The organism is Pseudomonas sp. 2995-1, assembly GCF_002742505.1.
GTDB classification, from domain to species: domain Bacteria; phylum Pseudomonadota; class Gammaproteobacteria; order Pseudomonadales; family Pseudomonadaceae; genus Aquipseudomonas; species Aquipseudomonas sivasensis.
On record NZ_LJSA01000353.1, the window covers coordinates 66,057 to 82,913 of the forward strand.

General features: G+C 60.4%; 12 protein-coding genes and 1 pseudogene. All 13 read left to right on the top strand.

What is annotated here, in order from left to right:
• Positions 1–55: 55 nt before the first annotated feature.
• The 13 genes and pseudogenes from hutH (AOA61_RS14320) to AOA61_RS14380 all read left to right on the top strand — a co-directional run bounded on the left by hutH (AOA61_RS14320) (position 56) and on the right by AOA61_RS14380 (position 16,851).
• Positions 56–1,564, top strand: a complete 1,509-nt coding sequence (gene hutH / locus AOA61_RS14320) for a histidine ammonia-lyase (protein WP_099601999.1) — start codon at positions 56–58, stop codon at positions 1,562–1,564.
• A gap of 45 nt (positions 1,565–1,609) precedes the next feature.
• Positions 1,610–3,148: a histidine ammonia-lyase gene (hutH, locus tag AOA61_RS14325; protein WP_099602000.1), complete on the top strand. Its 1,539-nt coding sequence runs from the start codon at positions 1,610–1,612 to the stop codon at positions 3,146–3,148.
• Positions 3,149–3,363: 215 nt separating this feature from the next.
• On the top strand, positions 3,364–4,773 hold the full coding sequence (locus AOA61_RS14330; protein ID WP_032890178.1) for an amino acid permease: 1,410 nt from the start codon (positions 3,364–3,366) through the stop codon (positions 4,771–4,773).
• 15 nt (positions 4,774–4,788) lie between these two features.
• Entirely contained in the window at positions 4,789–5,994 is a 1,206-nt protein-coding gene (gene hutI, locus AOA61_RS14335) for an imidazolonepropionase (protein ID WP_099602001.1), read from the top strand.
• 11 nt (positions 5,995–6,005) lie between these two features.
• On the top strand, positions 6,006–6,806 hold the full coding sequence (gene hutG, locus AOA61_RS14340) for an N-formylglutamate deformylase (protein ID WP_099602002.1): 801 nt from the start codon (positions 6,006–6,008) through the stop codon (positions 6,804–6,806).
• A 197-nt stretch (positions 6,807–7,003) separates the two neighbouring features.
• Positions 7,004–7,975, top strand: a complete 972-nt coding sequence (gene pip / locus AOA61_RS14345) for a prolyl aminopeptidase (protein ID WP_032890191.1) — start codon at positions 7,004–7,006, stop codon at positions 7,973–7,975.
• The gene (gene dtd / locus AOA61_RS14350) at positions 7,972–8,409 is read left to right on the top strand and encodes a D-aminoacyl-tRNA deacylase (protein ID WP_099602003.1); all 438 of its coding nucleotides are present in this window, start codon (positions 7,972–7,974) and stop codon (positions 8,407–8,409) included. The genes pip and dtd overlap by 4 nt, the downstream gene beginning before the upstream one ends.
• A gap of 267 nt (positions 8,410–8,676) precedes the next feature.
• Entirely contained in the window at positions 8,677–10,413 is a 1,737-nt protein-coding gene (locus tag AOA61_RS14355; protein ID WP_032890634.1) for a glucan biosynthesis protein G, read from the top strand.
• Positions 10,406–12,978 (top strand): annotated as a pseudogene (gene mdoH / locus AOA61_RS14360) (glucans biosynthesis glucosyltransferase MdoH); the annotation flags it as partial. The gene AOA61_RS14355 and the pseudogene mdoH, both read left to right, overlap by 8 nt.
• A 182-nt stretch (positions 12,979–13,160) precedes the next feature.
• Positions 13,161–13,961: a transporter substrate-binding domain-containing protein gene (locus AOA61_RS14365; protein WP_099602004.1), complete on the top strand. Its 801-nt coding sequence runs from the start codon at positions 13,161–13,163 to the stop codon at positions 13,959–13,961.
• Positions 13,962–14,181: 220 nt separating this feature from the next.
• On the top strand, positions 14,182–14,979 hold the full coding sequence (locus tag AOA61_RS14370) for a transporter substrate-binding domain-containing protein (protein ID WP_032890199.1): 798 nt from the start codon (positions 14,182–14,184) through the stop codon (positions 14,977–14,979).
• 185 nt (positions 14,980–15,164) lie between these two features.
• Positions 15,165–16,124 (top strand): amino acid ABC transporter permease, encoded by a 960-nt coding sequence (locus tag AOA61_RS14375; RefSeq protein WP_032890201.1) that lies wholly within the window; start codon positions 15,165–15,167, stop codon positions 16,122–16,124.
• A complete protein-coding gene (locus tag AOA61_RS14380; RefSeq protein WP_099602005.1) occupies positions 16,117–16,851 on the top strand; it encodes an amino acid ABC transporter ATP-binding protein in 735 nt (244 codons plus the stop codon). Before AOA61_RS14375 ends, AOA61_RS14380 begins: the two co-directional genes overlap by 8 nt.
• Positions 16,852–16,857: the final 6 nt, after the last annotated feature.

Genomic DNA, 16,857 nt, shown 5'->3' on the forward strand with positions numbered 1-16,857 from the left:
GGGGCTTGCCCCCGATGAGGCCGGCAAAGCGGTAGAGAATATGAAGAGGTCAACAATGCCCCAGGCAACAAAAATCACCATCGCCGACACCCCTCTGCGCTGGCAGGACGTGGTCGCCGTGGCCCGCCACGGCGCGGTGCTGGAACTCTCGGGCCAAGCCTGGGCCCGCATCGACAATGCCCAAGCCATCGTGCAGCGCATCGTCACCAGCGGCGAACGCGCGTATGGCGTGAACACCGGCCTGGGCGCGCTGTGCAACGTGTCGCTTGCGGGCGAGCAACTCAGCCAGCTGTCGCGCAATACCCTGTTGAGTCACGCCTGTGGCGTCGGCCCGGTACTGAGCGATGAGCAGACCCGGGCGATTATCTGCGCCGCGGTCATCAATTACAGTCACGGAAAATCCGGCCTGCATCCGCAGGTCGTACGTTCGTTGCTGGCGCTGCTTAACCACGGCATCACGCCACAGGTGCCGTCCCAAGGTTCGGTGGGTTACCTGACTCACATGGCCCACGTCGGTGTCGCTTTGTTGGGTGTCGGTACGGTGAGTTATCGCGGCCAGATCGTGACGGCGCAGGAAGCCTTGCAGGCAGAAGGTTTGCAGCCCGTGGTACTCGGCGCCAAAGACGGCCTGTGCCTGGTCAACGGCACGCCGTGCATGACCGGTTTGAGCTGCCTGGCCTTGGCCGACGCCCATCACTTGCTGCAGTGGGCCGACGTGATCGGCGCCATGAGTTTCGAAGCCCAGCGTGGCCAGATCGACGCCTTTGATGAAGAAATCATCGCCCTCAAGCCGCACCCCGGCATGCAGCACGTTGGCGTCAACCTGCGTGCCTTGCTCGACGGCAGTGAAGTGATCGCCAGCAGCAAAGGCCTCCGCACACAGGACGCCCTGAGCATCCGCTCGATCCCGCAGATCCACGGCGCGGCGCGCGACCAGGTGGAGCACGCCACCCGCCAGATCGAGACTGAACTCAACAGCGCCACTGACAACCCGTTGGTGCTTGGCACGCCGGACGAGTACCGCGTAGTGTCCCAGGCCAATCCGCACGGCCAGTCCGTCGCCCTGGCCGCCGATATGCTCGCCATCGCCATGGCCGAAATCGGCTCGGTTGCCGAACGCCGCCTGGACCGTTTGATCAACCCGCACGTCAGTGGCTTGCCGGCGTTCCTGGTGAGCAACCCAGGGGTCAACTCCGGAATGATGATCGTGCAATACGTCGCCGCATCACTGTGCGGGCAAAACCGCCAGCTGGCGCAACCGGCGGTGCTCGATAATTTCGTCACCTCGGGGCTGCAGGAAGACCACTTGAGCATGGGCACCAATGCCGCGCTGAAGCTGCATCAACTGCTGGCCAACGTCACCCAGATTCTTGCCATCGAGTACTTGCTGGCGGCCCAGGCCTTTGAGTTTTTGAAGGCCCAGCGTTTCGGCGCGGGTACCGACCGCGCTTGGCGATTGTTACGTGAAGTGGTCCCCGCATACGAGCAGGACCGCTGGCTGGCGCCGGACATTGCAGCTGCCGCCAAGCTGCTCAAAGACACCGCATTACCCAATGTGCACTGAACCCTTATTCAACAGAAATATTCGAAAGAACAATTCACAAGGAGTATGAATGTGACTGCGTTAAATCTGATTCCAGGCCAACTGAGCCTTGCCCAACTGCGGGCCATCTACCAGCAGCCGGTGACCCTCAGTCTGGATGACAGCGCTTCAGCCCAGATCGAAGCCAGCGTTGCCTGCGTGGAGCAGATTCTCGCTGCGAACCGCACTGCCTACGGCATCAACACCGGTTTCGGCCTGCTGGCCTCGACCCGTATCGCCAGCGAAGACCTGGAAAACCTCCAGCGTTCCCTGGTGCTGTCCCATGCCGCCGGCGTCGGTGAGCCGATCAGCGATGCGCTGGTGCGGCTGGTCATGGTGCTCAAGGTCAACAGCCTGAGCCGTGGGTTCTCCGGGATTCGTCGGCAAGTGATCGACGCGCTGATCGCGCTGATCAACGCCGAGGTTTACCCGCATATTCCGTTGAAAGGCTCGGTCGGTGCGTCCGGTGACTTGGCGCCGCTGGCCCATATGTCCCTGGTGCTGCTGGGCGAAGGCAAGGCGCGCTACAAAGGTGAATGGCTGGAAGCGACTGAAGCGCTGAAAGTCGCCGGCCTCACGCCGCTGACCCTCGCGGCTAAAGAAGGCCTGGCGTTGCTCAACGGTACCCAGGTGTCCACTGCTTATGCCCTGCGCGGCCTGTTCGAAGGCGAAGACCTGTTCGCAGGCGCCCTGGCCTGTGGTGGCCTTACCGTCGAAGCAGTGCTGGGCTCGCGCTCGCCGTTCGACGCGCGTATTCATGCCGCACGCGGCCAGCGTGGGCAAATCGATTCGGCTGCCGCTTACCGCGACCTGCTCGGCGAAAGCAGCGAGGTCTCCCAGTCGCACCAGAACTGCGACAAAGTGCAAGACCCGTACTCCCTGCGCTGCCAGCCTCAGGTCATGGGCGCGTGCCTGACCCAGTTCCGCCAGGCCGCTGAAGTGCTGGTGGTCGAAGCCAACGCCGTATCGGATAACCCGCTGGTGTTCGCCGCCGAAGGCGATGTGATTTCCGGCGGTAACTTCCACGCCGAACCAGTGGCTATGGCCGCTGACAACATGGCGCTGGCCATCGCCGAAATCGGTTCCCTCAGTGAGCGTCGTATCTCGTTGATGATGGACAAACACATGTCGCAATTGCCGCCGTTCCTGGTGGGCAATGGCGGGGTGAACTCCGGTTTCATGATCGCCCAGGTGACCGCCGCCGCGCTCGCCAGCGAGAACAAGGCGCTGGCCCATCCCCATAGTGTCGACAGCATTCCGACTTCAGCCAACCAGGAAGACCATGTGTCGATGGCACCTGCTGCCGGCAAGCGCCTGTGGGAAATGGCCGAGAACACCCGTGGCATCCTCGCCGTGGAATGGCTGGCCGCGTGCCAGGGCCTGGACTTGCGCGAAGGCCTGAAAACCTCGCCGAAACTGGAAAAAGCCCGTGGCGTCCTACGCGCCAAAGTGGGGTTCTACGACAAGGATCGCTTCTTCGCCCCGGACATCATCGCCGCCAGCGAACTGCTCGCCAGCCGCTGCCTGAATGACCTGGTGCCGGCGAAGTTGCTGCCGAGCCTGTAAGCGACACTCGCTCTCTGTAGTGAGCGAGCTTGCCCCGCGCTGGGCTGCGTAGCAGCCCCTCCTACAGTCACCGCATTTCTCCAAGTGAAATGCGGTAGCCGGATTTGGGGTTGCTTCGCACCCCAGCGCGGGGCAAGCCCGCTCACCACAAAAAAAGCAGTTGTCATGAGCGCGGCTTTTAATTTTCTCAGGATAAAAATAATTAAGGACGAGAAATGCACCAGCAAGAAAAGGGTTTGAAACGTGGCTTAAGTGCCCGACATATTCGCTTCATGGCACTGGGGTCGGCCATCGGCACCGGGCTGTTCTATGGCTCCGCCTCGGCTATCCAGATGGCCGGCCCTGCCGTGCTGCTGGCCTACCTGATCGGCGGCGCCGCGGTTTTCATGGTGATGCGCGCCCTCGGTGAAATGGCCGTGCACAACCCGGTGTCCGGTTCCTTCGGCCAGTACGCCAGCACCTATCTGGGCCCCATGGCCGGGTTTATTCTCGGCTGGACCTACGCGTTTGAAATGATCATCGTCTGCCTCGCCGACGTCACCGCGTTCGGCATCTATATGGGCTTCTGGTTTCCCGACGTCGCGCGCTGGGTCTGGGTGCTCGGCATTGTGTTTCTGATCGGCGGCCTGAACCTGTGTAACGTCAAAGTCTTTGGCGAGATGGAGTTCTGGCTGTCGCTGCTCAAGGTCGGCGCGATTGTCGCGATGATTCTCGGCGGCTTCGGCATCATGCTGTTCGGTATCCATTCGGCGGGCGAGACCCAGGCCAGCGGCCTGAGCAACCTGTGGGCCCACGGCGGCTTTATGCCTAACGGTGTTGGCGGCCTGATCGCCTCGTTCGCGGTGGTGATGTTCGCCTTCGGCGGTATCGAAATCATCGGCATCACCGCTGGCGAAGCCAAAGACCCGCAGCGCGTAATTCCCAAGGCGATCAACGCCGTGCCGCTGCGCATCCTATTGTTCTACGTGCTGACCCTGTTTGTGCTGATGGCTATCTACCCATGGCCCCAGATCGGCAGCCAGGGCAGCCCGTTCGTGCAGATATTCAGTAACCTCGGCATAGGCTCGGCGGCGACCATTCTCAATATTGTGGTGATCTCGGCGGCAGTCTCGGCGATCAACAGCGACATCTTCGGTGCCGGGCGCATGATGTACGGCCTCGCCCAGCAAGGGCAGGCGCCCAAGGGTTTTGCCCAGTTGTCCAAACAGGGCGTGCCATGGATGACCGTGGTGGTGATGGGCGCAGCGCTGCTCGGCGGCGTGCTGCTCAACTACCTGATCCCGGAAAACGTGTTCCTGGTGATTGCCTCGATTGCCACCTTCGCCACCGTGTGGGTATGGCTGATGATTCTGTTCACCCAGGTCGCCATGCGTCGCTCGATGACTAAAGAACAGGTCGCTGAGCTGAAATTCCCGGTGCCGTTCTGGCCCTATGCGCCGGCGGCTGCCATCGTATTCATGCTGTTTGTGTTTGGTGTGCTGGGTTACTTCCCGGACACCCAGGCGGCCTTGCTGGTCGGCGCCGTGTGGATCGTGCTGCTGGTCGTTGCCTACCTGCTGTGGGTCAAACCCGCCGCCGGGCAAACGGCCAACGTCCAATACGACCCGGCTGTGTCTCATCGATAACTTAGGGAGGCGTTGATGAAAACCCTTTGGCAACACTGCCACGTTGCAACCATGGCTCAAGGTAACTACTCGATCATTGAGGATGCTGCCATGGTCACTGCCGGCTCACTCATCGAGTGGATCGGCCCGCGCAGCCAAGTGCCGACGGCGGACTACGCCCACGTGCATGACCTGCAAGGCGCGTGGGTCACTCCCGGGCTGATCGACTGCCACACCCACACGGTGTTTGGTGGCAATCGCAGTGGCGAATTCGAGCAGCGCCTTGAGGGCGTTAGCTATGCCGAGATCGCGGCCAAGGGCGGCGGTATCGCCAGCACCGTGCGCGCCACCCGCGCCGCCAGCGAGGATGAACTGTTCGACAGCGCCCGCAAGCGCCTGCGCAGTCTGCTGCGCGACGGCGTGACCACAGTGGAGATCAAATCCGGCTACGGCCTGGACCTGGCCAACGAACGCAAGATGTTGCGCGTAGCCCGGCGTCTCGGCGATGAGCTGCCGGTCAGCGTGCGCGCCACCTGCCTGGCGGCCCATGCGTTACCGCCGGAGTACAAGGACCGCGCCGACGACTACATCGAGCATATCTGCAGCGAGATGCTACCGGCCCTGGCGGCGGAAGGGCTGGTGGACGCTGTGGATGCCTTCTGCGAATACCTGGCGTTTTCCACTGAGCAAGTGGAGCGCGTGTTCAAGGTCGCCCAGAAGTTGGGCCTGCCGGTAAAACTGCACGCCGAGCAACTCTCGTCGTTGCACGGCTCCAGCCTGGCGGCGCGTTATCACGCGTTGTCGGCGGACCACCTGGAATTCATGACCGAAGAAGACGCCATTGCCATGGCTGCATCCGGCACTGTCGCCGTGCTGCTGCCAGGGGCGTTCTACTTCCTGCGCGAAACCCAGTTGCCACCGATGGAGGCCCTGCGCAAACACGGCGTGAAAATCGCCATCGCCAGTGATCTCAACCCTGGCACCTCGCCGGCACTTTCGGTGCGCCTGATGCTCAACATGGCCTGCACTCTGTTCCGCATGACCCCGGAAGAGGCCCTGGCCGGCGTCACGCAACATGCGGCCACCGCATTGGGCATGGGCGCTACCCATGGCTCACTGGAAGTGGGCAAAGTGGCGGATTTTGTAGCGTGGCAGATTGATCGTCCCGCCGACCTCGCCTACTGGCTGGGCGGCGAGCTGGATAAACGCGTCGTGCGCCATGGCGTCGATGTCACTGTTTAAGGAGTGCTGTTGTGGATAAGGTTCTGAATTTCAAACAAGGCCGCACCCCGCTGCTGATCAGCATGCCCCACGCCGGCGTGCGTTTGACACCTGCGGTCGAAGCCGGGTTGATCCCCGAGGCGCAAAGCCTGCCGGACACCGATTGGCATATCCCCACGCTGTATGACTTTGCCGAAGAGCTCGGCGCCAGCACTCTCTCGGCGGAGTACTCGCGCTTTGTCATCGACCTCAACCGGCCGTCCGACGACAAGCCGCTGTACGCCGGCGCCACCACCGGCTTGTACCCGGCCACGCTATTTGAGGGTGTGCCGCTGTTTCGTGAAGGCCTGGAGCCCAGCGAGGCAGAACGCGCCACTTACCTGCAAAAGATCTGGGGCCCGTATCACCGCGCGCTGCAAGAGGAACTGGCGCGGCTCAAGGCCGAGTTCGGCTACGCGCTGTTGTTCGACGCACACTCGATCCGCTCTGTGATCCCGCACCTGTTCGACGGCAAACTGCCGGACTTCAACCTCGGCACCTTTAACGGGGCCGCCTGCGATCCCGAACTGGCCAGCCAGCTGGAAGCCATCTGCGCCGCCCATCCGCAGTACACCCATGTGCTGAACGGGCGCTTCAAGGGCGGCCATATCACCCGGCATTTCGGCGACCCGGCGCAGGATATTCATGCGGTGCAGTTGGAGTTGTGCCAGAGCACTTATATGGAGGAGTTCGAGCCGTTCCGTTATCGCGCGGATTTGGCTGAGCCGACGCGGGTAGTGTTGAAGCAGTTGCTGGAAGGTTTGTTGGCTTGGGGGCAAGTGCGCTATCGGTGAGTCTAGGTATTGCTGAAACAGCTATCGGAAGCAAGCCCTTCCCACATTTGATCTCCAGGTGGCGTGGAGGGGCGAAGGGCTGACACAGGTCTAAGCGCTCAAGGACATGCTCATTGCACAATTCGGGTTTATAGTGCCAGACGGCAAAATAAAAGACGTCCCCTCAGGGATGAACCCGACCCCCTACGGAGCGCGCAATGCAGACTTGGTACCCGCAGATCAAACCCTACGCCCGGCACGATCTGGCAGTCGATGACACCCACACCCTGTATGTCGATGAAAGTGGCTCCCCCGAAGGCTTGCCTGTCGTCTTTATCCACGGGGGCCCTGGTTCCGGTTGCGACGCCCAGAGTCGCTGCTATTTCGATCCTAATCTGTACCGCATTGTCACCTTCGACCAGCGTGGTTGCGGGCGCTCCACGCCCCGCGCCAGTCTGGAAAACAACACCACCTGGGACTTGGTCGCCGACCTTGAGCGTATCCGCGAGCACCTGGGCATCGACAAATGGGTGTTGTTCGGCGGCTCTTGGGGCTCGACCCTGGCTCTGGCCTACGCGCAAACCCACCCTGAGCGTGTGCATGGCCTGATCGTGCGCGGCATTTTCCTGGCCCGACCGCAGGACATCGAATGGTTCTACCAAACCGGCGCCAGCCGCTTGTTCCCGGATTACTGGCAGGACTACCTCGCGCCGATTCCTGCGGACGAGCGTCACGATATGATTGCCGCCTACCACAAGCGCCTGACCGGTAACGACCAGATCGCCCAGATGCACGCTGCCAAAGCTTGGTCCGGCTGGGAAGGTCGCATGCTGGGCCTGTGCCCAAGCCCACAGCATGTGGAGCGTTTTTCCGAGCCGCAGCGCGCCCTGTCCATCGCGCGGATTGAATGCCACTACTTCACCAATAATTCCTTTCTGGAACCCAACCAGCTGATTCGCGATATGCACAAGATCGCCCATCTGCCTGGCGTAATCATCCACGGCCGCTACGATATGATCTGTCCGCTGGATAACGCGTGGGAGCTGCATCAGGCTTGGCCGAACAGCGAACTGCAGGTGATCCGCGAGGCGGGCCATGCGGCGTCCGAGCCCGGCATTACCGATGCATTGGTGCGCGCGACCGGTGAGATGGCACGGCGCCTGCTTGATCTACCGCCAGAAGAAGCATGAAGGGCCTGTTGCAACGGGTGTGTGGCGCCCGTGTCGAGGTCGAGGGTGAAGTCGTCGGTGCCATCGACCAGGGATTGCTGGTACTGGTGGCCGTTGAGCCTTCAGATACGCCGGAGAGCGCCGATAAGTTGCTGCACAAATTGCTCAACTACCGTGTGTTCAGCGACGACGAGGGCAAGATGAACCTGTCGCTCAAGGACATCGGCGGTGGTTTGCTGCTGGTGTCGCAGTTTACGTTGGCGGCGGATACCAAGAGCGGGCTGCGGCCAAGCTTCTCCACAGCGGCCCCGCCGGCCCTGGGAGCGGCGCTTTTTGATCACCTGCTGGTACAAGCGCAACAATTGCATGGCAAGGTGGCGTCGGGGCGTTTTGGTGCCGATATGCAGGTGCATTTGGTCAATGATGGCCCTGTGACCTTTCTGTTACAGACCTGAATGTATTAAAAACGACTTTTAATGCCTAAAAACGCAGGATTTCGCTACAAATACTTCGCTGCCCCTGATGCGTTGTCTCGCGGGCTACTAGATAATCGCGCGCTACGGGGATCAGCGTTGTTTGGTCCATTTTTGATTTAGGTAGAGACTTGTCCGACATCCATTGGGGAATCATTTTGACCCAGGGGAGTCGGAACAATGCTCGCCAACCTGGCATATAGATAGCTGGCCGTTGGTTTTTTGATCTGTTTTCGGCGAGGGTTGCTCGTGATTGTTAGTCCCTGTAATGCACCAAAATTGTCTGCCAAACGGTTACGAAACGCACTGGTAACGGGCTCAGCCCTGTTTTGCCTGTTCGGCGCGGGTCAGCTGTGGGCATTCAGTCTGGATGATGTGTCGGCCAAGGCAAAAGAGCTGGCTGGGCAGAAATACGAAGCTCCGCGCAGCAATCTGCCGAACGAATTTCGCGAAATGAAGTTCGCGGACTACCAGAAGATTCGTTTCCGCAACGAAAAAGCCGAATGGGCCGATCAGAACACCCCGTTCAAGCTGTCCTTCTATCACCAGGGTATGCATTTCGATACACCGGTGAAAATCAACGAAGTCACCGCTGACAGCGTGCAGGAAATCAAATACGACCCGTCGCGTTTCGATTTCGGCGATGTGAAGTTTGATCCGAAAGCAACCGAACAACTGGGTTATGCCGGTTTCCGTGTCTTGTTCCCGATCAACAAGAGCGACAAGCAAGACGAAATCATGACCATGCTCGGCGCGAGCTATTTCCGTGTCGTCGGCAAGGACCAGGTGTATGGCCTGTCCGCCCGTGGCATGGCGATCGATACTGCGCTGCCGTCTGGTGAAGAGTTCCCGCGTTTTACCGAGTTTTGGATCGAACGTCCAAAACCGGGTGACAAGCACCTGGTGATCTTTGCCCTGCTCGATTCCCCTCGTGCGACCGGCGCCTATCGCCTGATCCTGCGTCCGGGCACCGACACCGTTGTCGATGTGAAATCCCAGATGTTCCTGCGCGACAACGTCAGCAAGTTGGGCGTTGCCCCGCTGACGAGCATGTTCCTGTTCGGCGCAAACCAGCCGTCCAAGGTGCTCAACTACCGTCGCGAACTGCACGACTCCAGCGGTCTGTCGATCCATGCCGGTAACGGTGAGTGGATCTGGCGCCCACTGAACAATCCTAAACACCTGTCGGTCAGCAACTTCACCGTAGAGAACCCGCGTGGTTTCGGCCTGCTGCAACGCGGCCGCAACTTCAGCCACTACGAAGACCTGGACGACAACTACGACAAGCGCCCAAGCGCCTGGATCGAGCCTGAAGGTGATTGGGGCAAGGGTTCCGTCGATCTGGTCGAGATCCCGACCGCCGACGAAACCAACGACAACATCGTTGCCTTCTGGAGCCCGGCTGTACTGCCGAAAGTCGGCGAGCCGCTGGAAGTCGCCTACCGCCTGCACTGGACTCTGGACGACGCCGCGTTCCACTCGCCGGACAGCGCTTGGGTCAAGCAGACCCTGCGTTCCACGGGTGATGTGAAACAGTCCAACCTGATCCGTCAGCCTGATGGCAGCGTCGCCTACCTGGTGGACTTTGAAGGCCCGTCCCTGAAGAAACTCCTGCCGGACGCCCCGGTGCGCAGCCAGGTGAGCGTGGGTGACAACGCTGAAGTGGTAGAAAACAGCGTGCGTTACAACGAACACACCAAAGGCTGGCGTTTGACCCTGCGCATGAAGATCAAAGACGCAGGCAAACCGACCGAAATGCGTGCTGCCCTGGTTCAGGATATCCCGCAGCCAGAGCCGGAGAAGGTTTCGACCCAGGTGCTCAAGGCTGACAAGGTCCTGGCCAAGCAACACGAGAAACAGGCCAAGAAAGACGCGAAAGACAAGGAAGCCAAGCAGCCAGAAGCTGCCCCAGCCACACCGGAGCCGATCAAGACCGAGCAAGTCCTGACCGAAACCTGGAGCTATCAGTTGCCTGCCGATGAGTAATTCTCAAGTCCAGCCAGAAACTCTGTCCGAGTATCTGGCGCATCTCCCGATGACCGCTGAGCAGCGCGCCGAACTGGCGGGCTGCACATCCTTCACCGAGTTGCACGAGCGTTTGTCGTCCGCAACCTTTGACGCGCCCGTCGACGCCGCCCAGGCGTCGGTTGGCCGCCGCTTGACCCTTAGCACCGCCGAGGAGCTGCAAGACGCCGAAATGCTGGCGCTCGACGCCAGCGGTCGCGTGTGCCTCAAGGCCACGCCACCGATTCGGCGCACCCGTGTGGTGCCGGAGCCTTGGCGTACCAATATCCTGGTGCGCGGCTGGCGCCGCCTCACCGGCCGCAGCAATCCGCCGGCACCGCCGAAAGATGAGCGCGTATTGCCGGCCGCGCGCTGGCGTACCGTGGGTTCGATCCGTCGCTACATCCTGCTGGTGCTGATGCTTGGCCAGACCATCGTTGCCGGCTGGTACATGAAAGGCATCATGCCGTACCAGGGCTGGTCGCTGGTCGACTTCGACGAGATCCGCAACCAGACCCTGCTGCAAACCGCTACTCAGGTACTGCCTTACGCGCTGCAAACCAGCATCCTGATCATGTTCGGGATCTTGTTCTGCTGGGTGTCGGCCGGTTTCTGGACCGCCTTGATGGGCTTTCTGGAACTGCTTACCGGACACGATAAATACCGTATCTCCGGTAAAAGTGCCGGCGACGAGCCGATTCCGAAAGACGCCCGTACCGCGCTGGTGATGCCGATTTGCAACGAAGACGTGCCGCGTGTATTCGCCGGTTTGCGTGCGACGTTTGAGTCTGTGGCCGCTACCGGTGACCTGGACCGCTTCGACTTTTTCGTGCTCAGCGACAGTAATGACGCCGACATCTGCATCGCCGAACAGCAAGCCTGGCTCGACGTGTGCCGCGAGGCCGGTGGTTTCGGCAAGATCTTCTATCGCCGCCGTCGCCGTCGCGTAAAGCGCAAGAGCGGCAACCTCGACGACTTCTGCCGTCGCTGGGGCGGTGACTATAAGTACATGGTCGTGCTCGACGCCGACTCCGTGATGAGCGGCGAATGCCTGACCAGCCTGGTGCGCTTGATGGAAGCCACGCCGGATGCCGGGATTATCCAGACCGCGCCCCGTGCGTCGGGCATGGACACCCTGTATGCGCGCATGCAGCAATTCGCCACTCGTGTGTACGGCCCGCTGTTTACCGCTGGCCTGCACTTCTGGCAGTTGGGCGAATCCCACTACTGGGGTCATAACGCGATCATCCGCATGAAGCCGTTCATCGAGCACTGCGCCCTGGCGCCGTTGCCGGGTAAAGGCGCGTTCGCCGGCTCCATCCTGTCCCACGACTTCGTTGAAGCTGCGCTGATGCGCCGTGCCGGCTGGGGCGTGTGGATTGCCTACGACCTGCCTGGCAGCTACGAAGAACTGCCGCCGAACCTGCTGGACGAACTCAAGCGTGACCGTCGCTGGTGCCACGGTAACCTGATGAACTTCCGCCTGTTCCTGGTTAAAGGCATGCACCCGGTGCACCGCGCGGTGTTCCTGACCGGCGTGATGTCCTACCTGTCGGCACCGTTGTGGTTTCTGTTCCTGGTGTTGTCCACAGCCTTGCTGGCGGTGAACACGCTGATGGAGCCGCAGTACTTCATGGCTCCCCGCCAGCTGTACCCACTGTGGCCGCAATGGCATCCGGACAAGGCGGTGGCGCTGTTCTCCACCACCATCGTGTTGCTGTTCCTGCCTAAGTTGCTGAGCATCATCCTGATCTGGGCCAAGGGCGCGAAAGAGTTCGGTGGCAAGTTCAAGGTGACCTTGTCGATGCTGCTGGAGATGCTGTTTTCCATGCTGCTGGCGCCTGTGCGCATGATCTTCCACACCCGTTTCGTCCTTGCCGCGTTCCTCGGCTGGGCCGCGACCTGGAACTCGCCACAGCGTGACGACGACTCCACGCCGTGGAGTGAAGCGGTCAAGCGGCACGGTCCGCAAACCGTGCTGGGCTTCCTGTGGGCGCTGCTGGTGGTGTGGCTGAACCCAAGCTTCCTGTGGTGGCTGGTGCCGATCGTGGGTTCGCTGATGCTGTCGATCCCGGTGTCGGTGATCTCCAGCCGGGTCAAGCTGGGCCTCAAGTCCCGTGACGAGAGCCTGTTCCTGATTCCTGAGGAGTACAACCCGCCGCAAGCCCTGCTGTCGACGGAGAAGTACACCCATGAAAACCGTTGGCACGCCCTCAATGACGGGTTCGTGCGTTCGGTGGTTGATCCTCAGCAGAACGCCCTGGCCTGCGCCCTGGCGACCTCGCGTCACCGTGAGGCTGAGCCTATCGAGTACCTGCGTATCGAACGTGTGCGTCACGCGTTGAAAGTCGGCCCGGCCGGCCTCAACAACGGTGAGCGTCTGGCTTTGCTCAGTGATCCGGTGGCCCTTGCCCGCCTGCACGAGCAGGTCTGGAGCGAAGGACATGCCGAGTGGCTCGCCGCTTGGCGTGATTCGATCAAGGCCGACCCGCACGCGCCGTTGCTACCGCTGCAACCGCTGTCCTCCCAGGCCCAACCGGCCTGATTCAGACACCCCCGAGGGCTCACCTCGGGGGTGTTCGAAGCGCTGGTCCTACAGCGTTTCCCGCCTCTTCTTTGTCTTCCTGACGCCCTGTTATTTCGAAACAAAAGACCCTCGTCCGAGGCGTATTTGCGTGCCCGCGACTAGGTTAGGATCGCCCCCCAATTTTCTTGGCTGCGAGGGATTCATGCTCAAAAGGTATTGTTCGGCATTGCTTATCAGCGCTGCTGCATTGATTCAAATCAGCCAGGTGCACGCGGGTGCGATTGACGACGCCGTCCGGCGTGGTGTGCTCAAGGTTGGCACCACCCCCACCTATATCCCTTTCGAAATGACCGATAAACAGGGGCGCATTGTCGGCTTTGAAATTGACCTGCTCAACGTGATGAGCCAGGCGCTGGGGGTGGAACTTGAACTGGTCGTGATGCCCTACACCGAACTGTTGCCGGGCTTGCTGGCGAAAAAATTCGACTTGATCGGCAGTGGTATGACTGTCACTCAGGAGCGCAACTTAAGGCTGAACTTCAGTGACGCTTTCATCGTGGTGGGCCAGAGCGTACTGCTGCACCCCCGTCTGGCGGGCAAGGTCAGCAGTATTGAAGACCTGGACGATGCCGGTTACAGAGTCGCTGTCACTGAGGGCACCACCGGCAAAGCAGCGGCTCAACGGTTTTTGGGGGCGGCCCGACTGAGTAGTTTTGCCACGCCGGAGGAAGGGGTTCGCCAGGTCGTAGCGGGGGAGGCCGATGCCTTTATCCATGACGCACCCTACAACCTGATCGCGGTGAACCGGGCGGAGAACGGCACGCTGCTGGCGCTGGAACAACCGTTTACATTCGAACCCTTGGCGTTTGGCGTAAAAAAGGGCGATTTCGACAGCATTAACTGGATCAACCATTTCTTGAACCAGGTGGCCCAGGATGGGACCTATGATCGGCTGCATGACAAGTGGTTCAAGGACACCACCTGGCTGGCAGAACTCGACTGAAAGTCATAACTGCTTACATATCAACCCATTGCCGTGTCAGGTTGCGCAAGTGTCTACCCCTGCGGTTGATCGCAGCGTCGTGGGTCTTTTCCTACATACCCTGATAACAATTGCCCGTGAAACCTTTGTGACGGGCAACGAGTGGGTTAGGATCGCACCCCGAAATGGTGCAGCCCTTTTTGCGCGCCGACCTTATAAGAATCGTTCAGGGGACTTGATGATGAAAAAGTATCTTTCGATGCTGCTGCTTGGCGTCACTGCGCTGGTCGCAGCCAATGCGGCCCAGGCTGGCGCCATCGACGATGCGGTCAAGCGCGGCACGCTGAAAGTCGGCATGGATCCGACCTACATGCCGTTCGAGATGACAGACAAGCGCGGTGAGATCATCGGCTTCGAAGTTGACATCCTCAAGGCCATGGCCAAGTCCATGGGCGTCAAGCTGGAGCTGGTTTCCACGGGTTATGACGGCATCATCCCAGCGTTCCTGACCGGCAAATTCGACATGATCGGCAGCGGCATGACCCTGACCCAGGAACGCAACCTGCGCCTGAACTTCAGCGAACCCTTCATCGTGGTCGGCCAGACTCTGCTGATTCGCAAGGACCTGGAAGGCACCATCAAGTCCTACAAAGACCTGAACGACGAGAAATACCGCCTGACCTCCAAGCTTGGCACCACCGGTGAAATGGTCGCCAAGAAGCTGATCTCCAAAGCCAAGTACCACGGCTATGACAACGAGCAGGAAGGCGTGCTGGACGTAGTCAACGGCAAGGCCGATGCCTTTGTGTATGACGCACCGTACAACGTGGTTGCCGAGAAGAAAGTCGGCAACGGCAAGCTGGTGTTCCTGGACGAACCCTTCACCTTCGAGCCATTGGCGTTTGGCCTGAAGAAAGGTGATTACGACAGCATCAACTTCATCAACAACTTCCTGCACCAGATCAAGAACGACGGCACCTACGATCGCATTCATGACAAGTGGTTCAAGAGCTCAGAGTGGCTCAAGGACATGGAATAAAGGCTGTCCTGTAGTGAGCGGGCTTGCCCTGCGCTGGGGGGCGAAGCCGCCCTAAATCCAGACGCAGCGGTGTTTCAGAAAGACCGAGGCGCATGATTTTGGGGCTACTTGCCCCCCCCCCAGCGCGGGGCAAGCCCGCTCACTACACAAAGGCGCATGCCTTCGAATTTTTTGGATGTCGAGTAATGAAACAGAAAAAAGCCCAATGGCCTTGGCACCTGCTAACCGTGGTCGTGCTGGTCGGCCTGGCCGGCGCCTTGTACTACGCTACCTCGCTGATGTCCTACGAATGGCGCTGGAACCGCGTGCCGCAATACTTCGCCTACCAGGCCGAAGAAGCACAGCGTGCAGCGGACATCTCCACCGTCATTGAGCTGGTTCGTAACGGCGACGTCGCCGAAGTGACCCTGCGCAACGACGCTGGCAACGAGCAAAAGGTGACGGTTGCCGACAACAGTCTGCAAGTGGCGCGCGGTGATGACGTGGCCGAAGGCGATGTCATTGGTGTGAATCGTCATTGGGCGTTGGGCCCGCTGATGTGGGGGTTGTGGACCACGCTGTGGCTGTCGGTGGTTTCCGGGATTTTGGGCCTGGCGATTGGCCTTGCCACCGGTTTGTGCCGACTTTCCAACAACCCGACCTTGCGTGATCTGTCGACGATCTACGTCGAACTGGTACGTGGCACCCCGCTGCTGGTGCAAATCTTCATTTTCTATTTCTTCATTGGCACGGTGCTCAACCTGTCACGGGAATTTGCCGGGATCGCCGCGCTGTCGCTGTTCACCGGCGCCTATGTGGCCGAAATCGTTCGCGCCGGCGTGCAGTCCATCACCCGCGGGCAGAACGAAGCCGCGCGCTCCTTGGGCCTGAGTGCCAGCCAGTCGATGCGCCATGTGGTGCTGCCGCAAGCCTTCAAGCGCGTACTGCCGCCCTTGGCAGGGCAATTCATCAGCCTGGTGAAAGACACGTCCCTGGTCTCGGTGATCGCCATTACCGAACTGCTCAAGAGCGGTCGCGAAGTCATCACGACCTCGTTCTCGCCGTTTGAAATCCTGTTCTGCGTCGCAGGCCTGTACCTGCTGATCAACCTGCCGCTGTCGAAAATGGCCAGCCGGCTTGAGCGGAGGCTCGCCCAAAGTGATTGAAGTCCGCGATCTGGTAAAAGTCTTCGACACCCGTGGCCATGTAGTGCGTGCGGTAGACCATGTGACCACCCAGGTGGCCAAGGGAGAAGTGCTGGTGGTGATCGGCCCGTCCGGCTCCGGCAAGTCGACTTTCCTGCGTTGCCTCAATGGTCTGGAAGAGTTCGACTCGGGCTCGGTGAGCATCGACGGCCTGCAACTGGCCGATCCGAAAACCGACGTGAACGCCTATCGTCGTGAAGTCGGCATGGTGTTCCAGCACTTCAACCTGTTCCCCCACATGACCGTGTTGGAGAACCTGTGCCTGGCGCAAAAAGTCGTGCGCAAGCGCGGCAAGCAAGAGCGCGAAGCCAAGGCCTTGGCCCTGCTGGAAAAGGTCGGCATTGCACAGAAGGCCAACGAGTTCCCATCACGCCTGTCCGGCGGCCAGCAACAACGGGTGGCGATCGCCCGGGCGCTGGCGATGGAGCCCAAGGTGATGCTGTTCGACGAGCCCACCTCGGCCCTCGACCCGGAAATGGTCGGCGAAGTGCTGGACGTGATGAAGACCTTGGCCCTGGAAGGCATGACGATGGTCTGCGTTACCCACGAAATGGGCTTCGCCCGCGAAGTGGCGGACCGTGTGTTGTTCTTCGATCACGGCAAGTTGTTGGAAGATGCGGCACCGGTCGAGTTTTTTGATTCGCCAAAAGACCCGCGTGCCCAAGCGTTCCTGCGTCAGGTTCTGTAAGCCCAA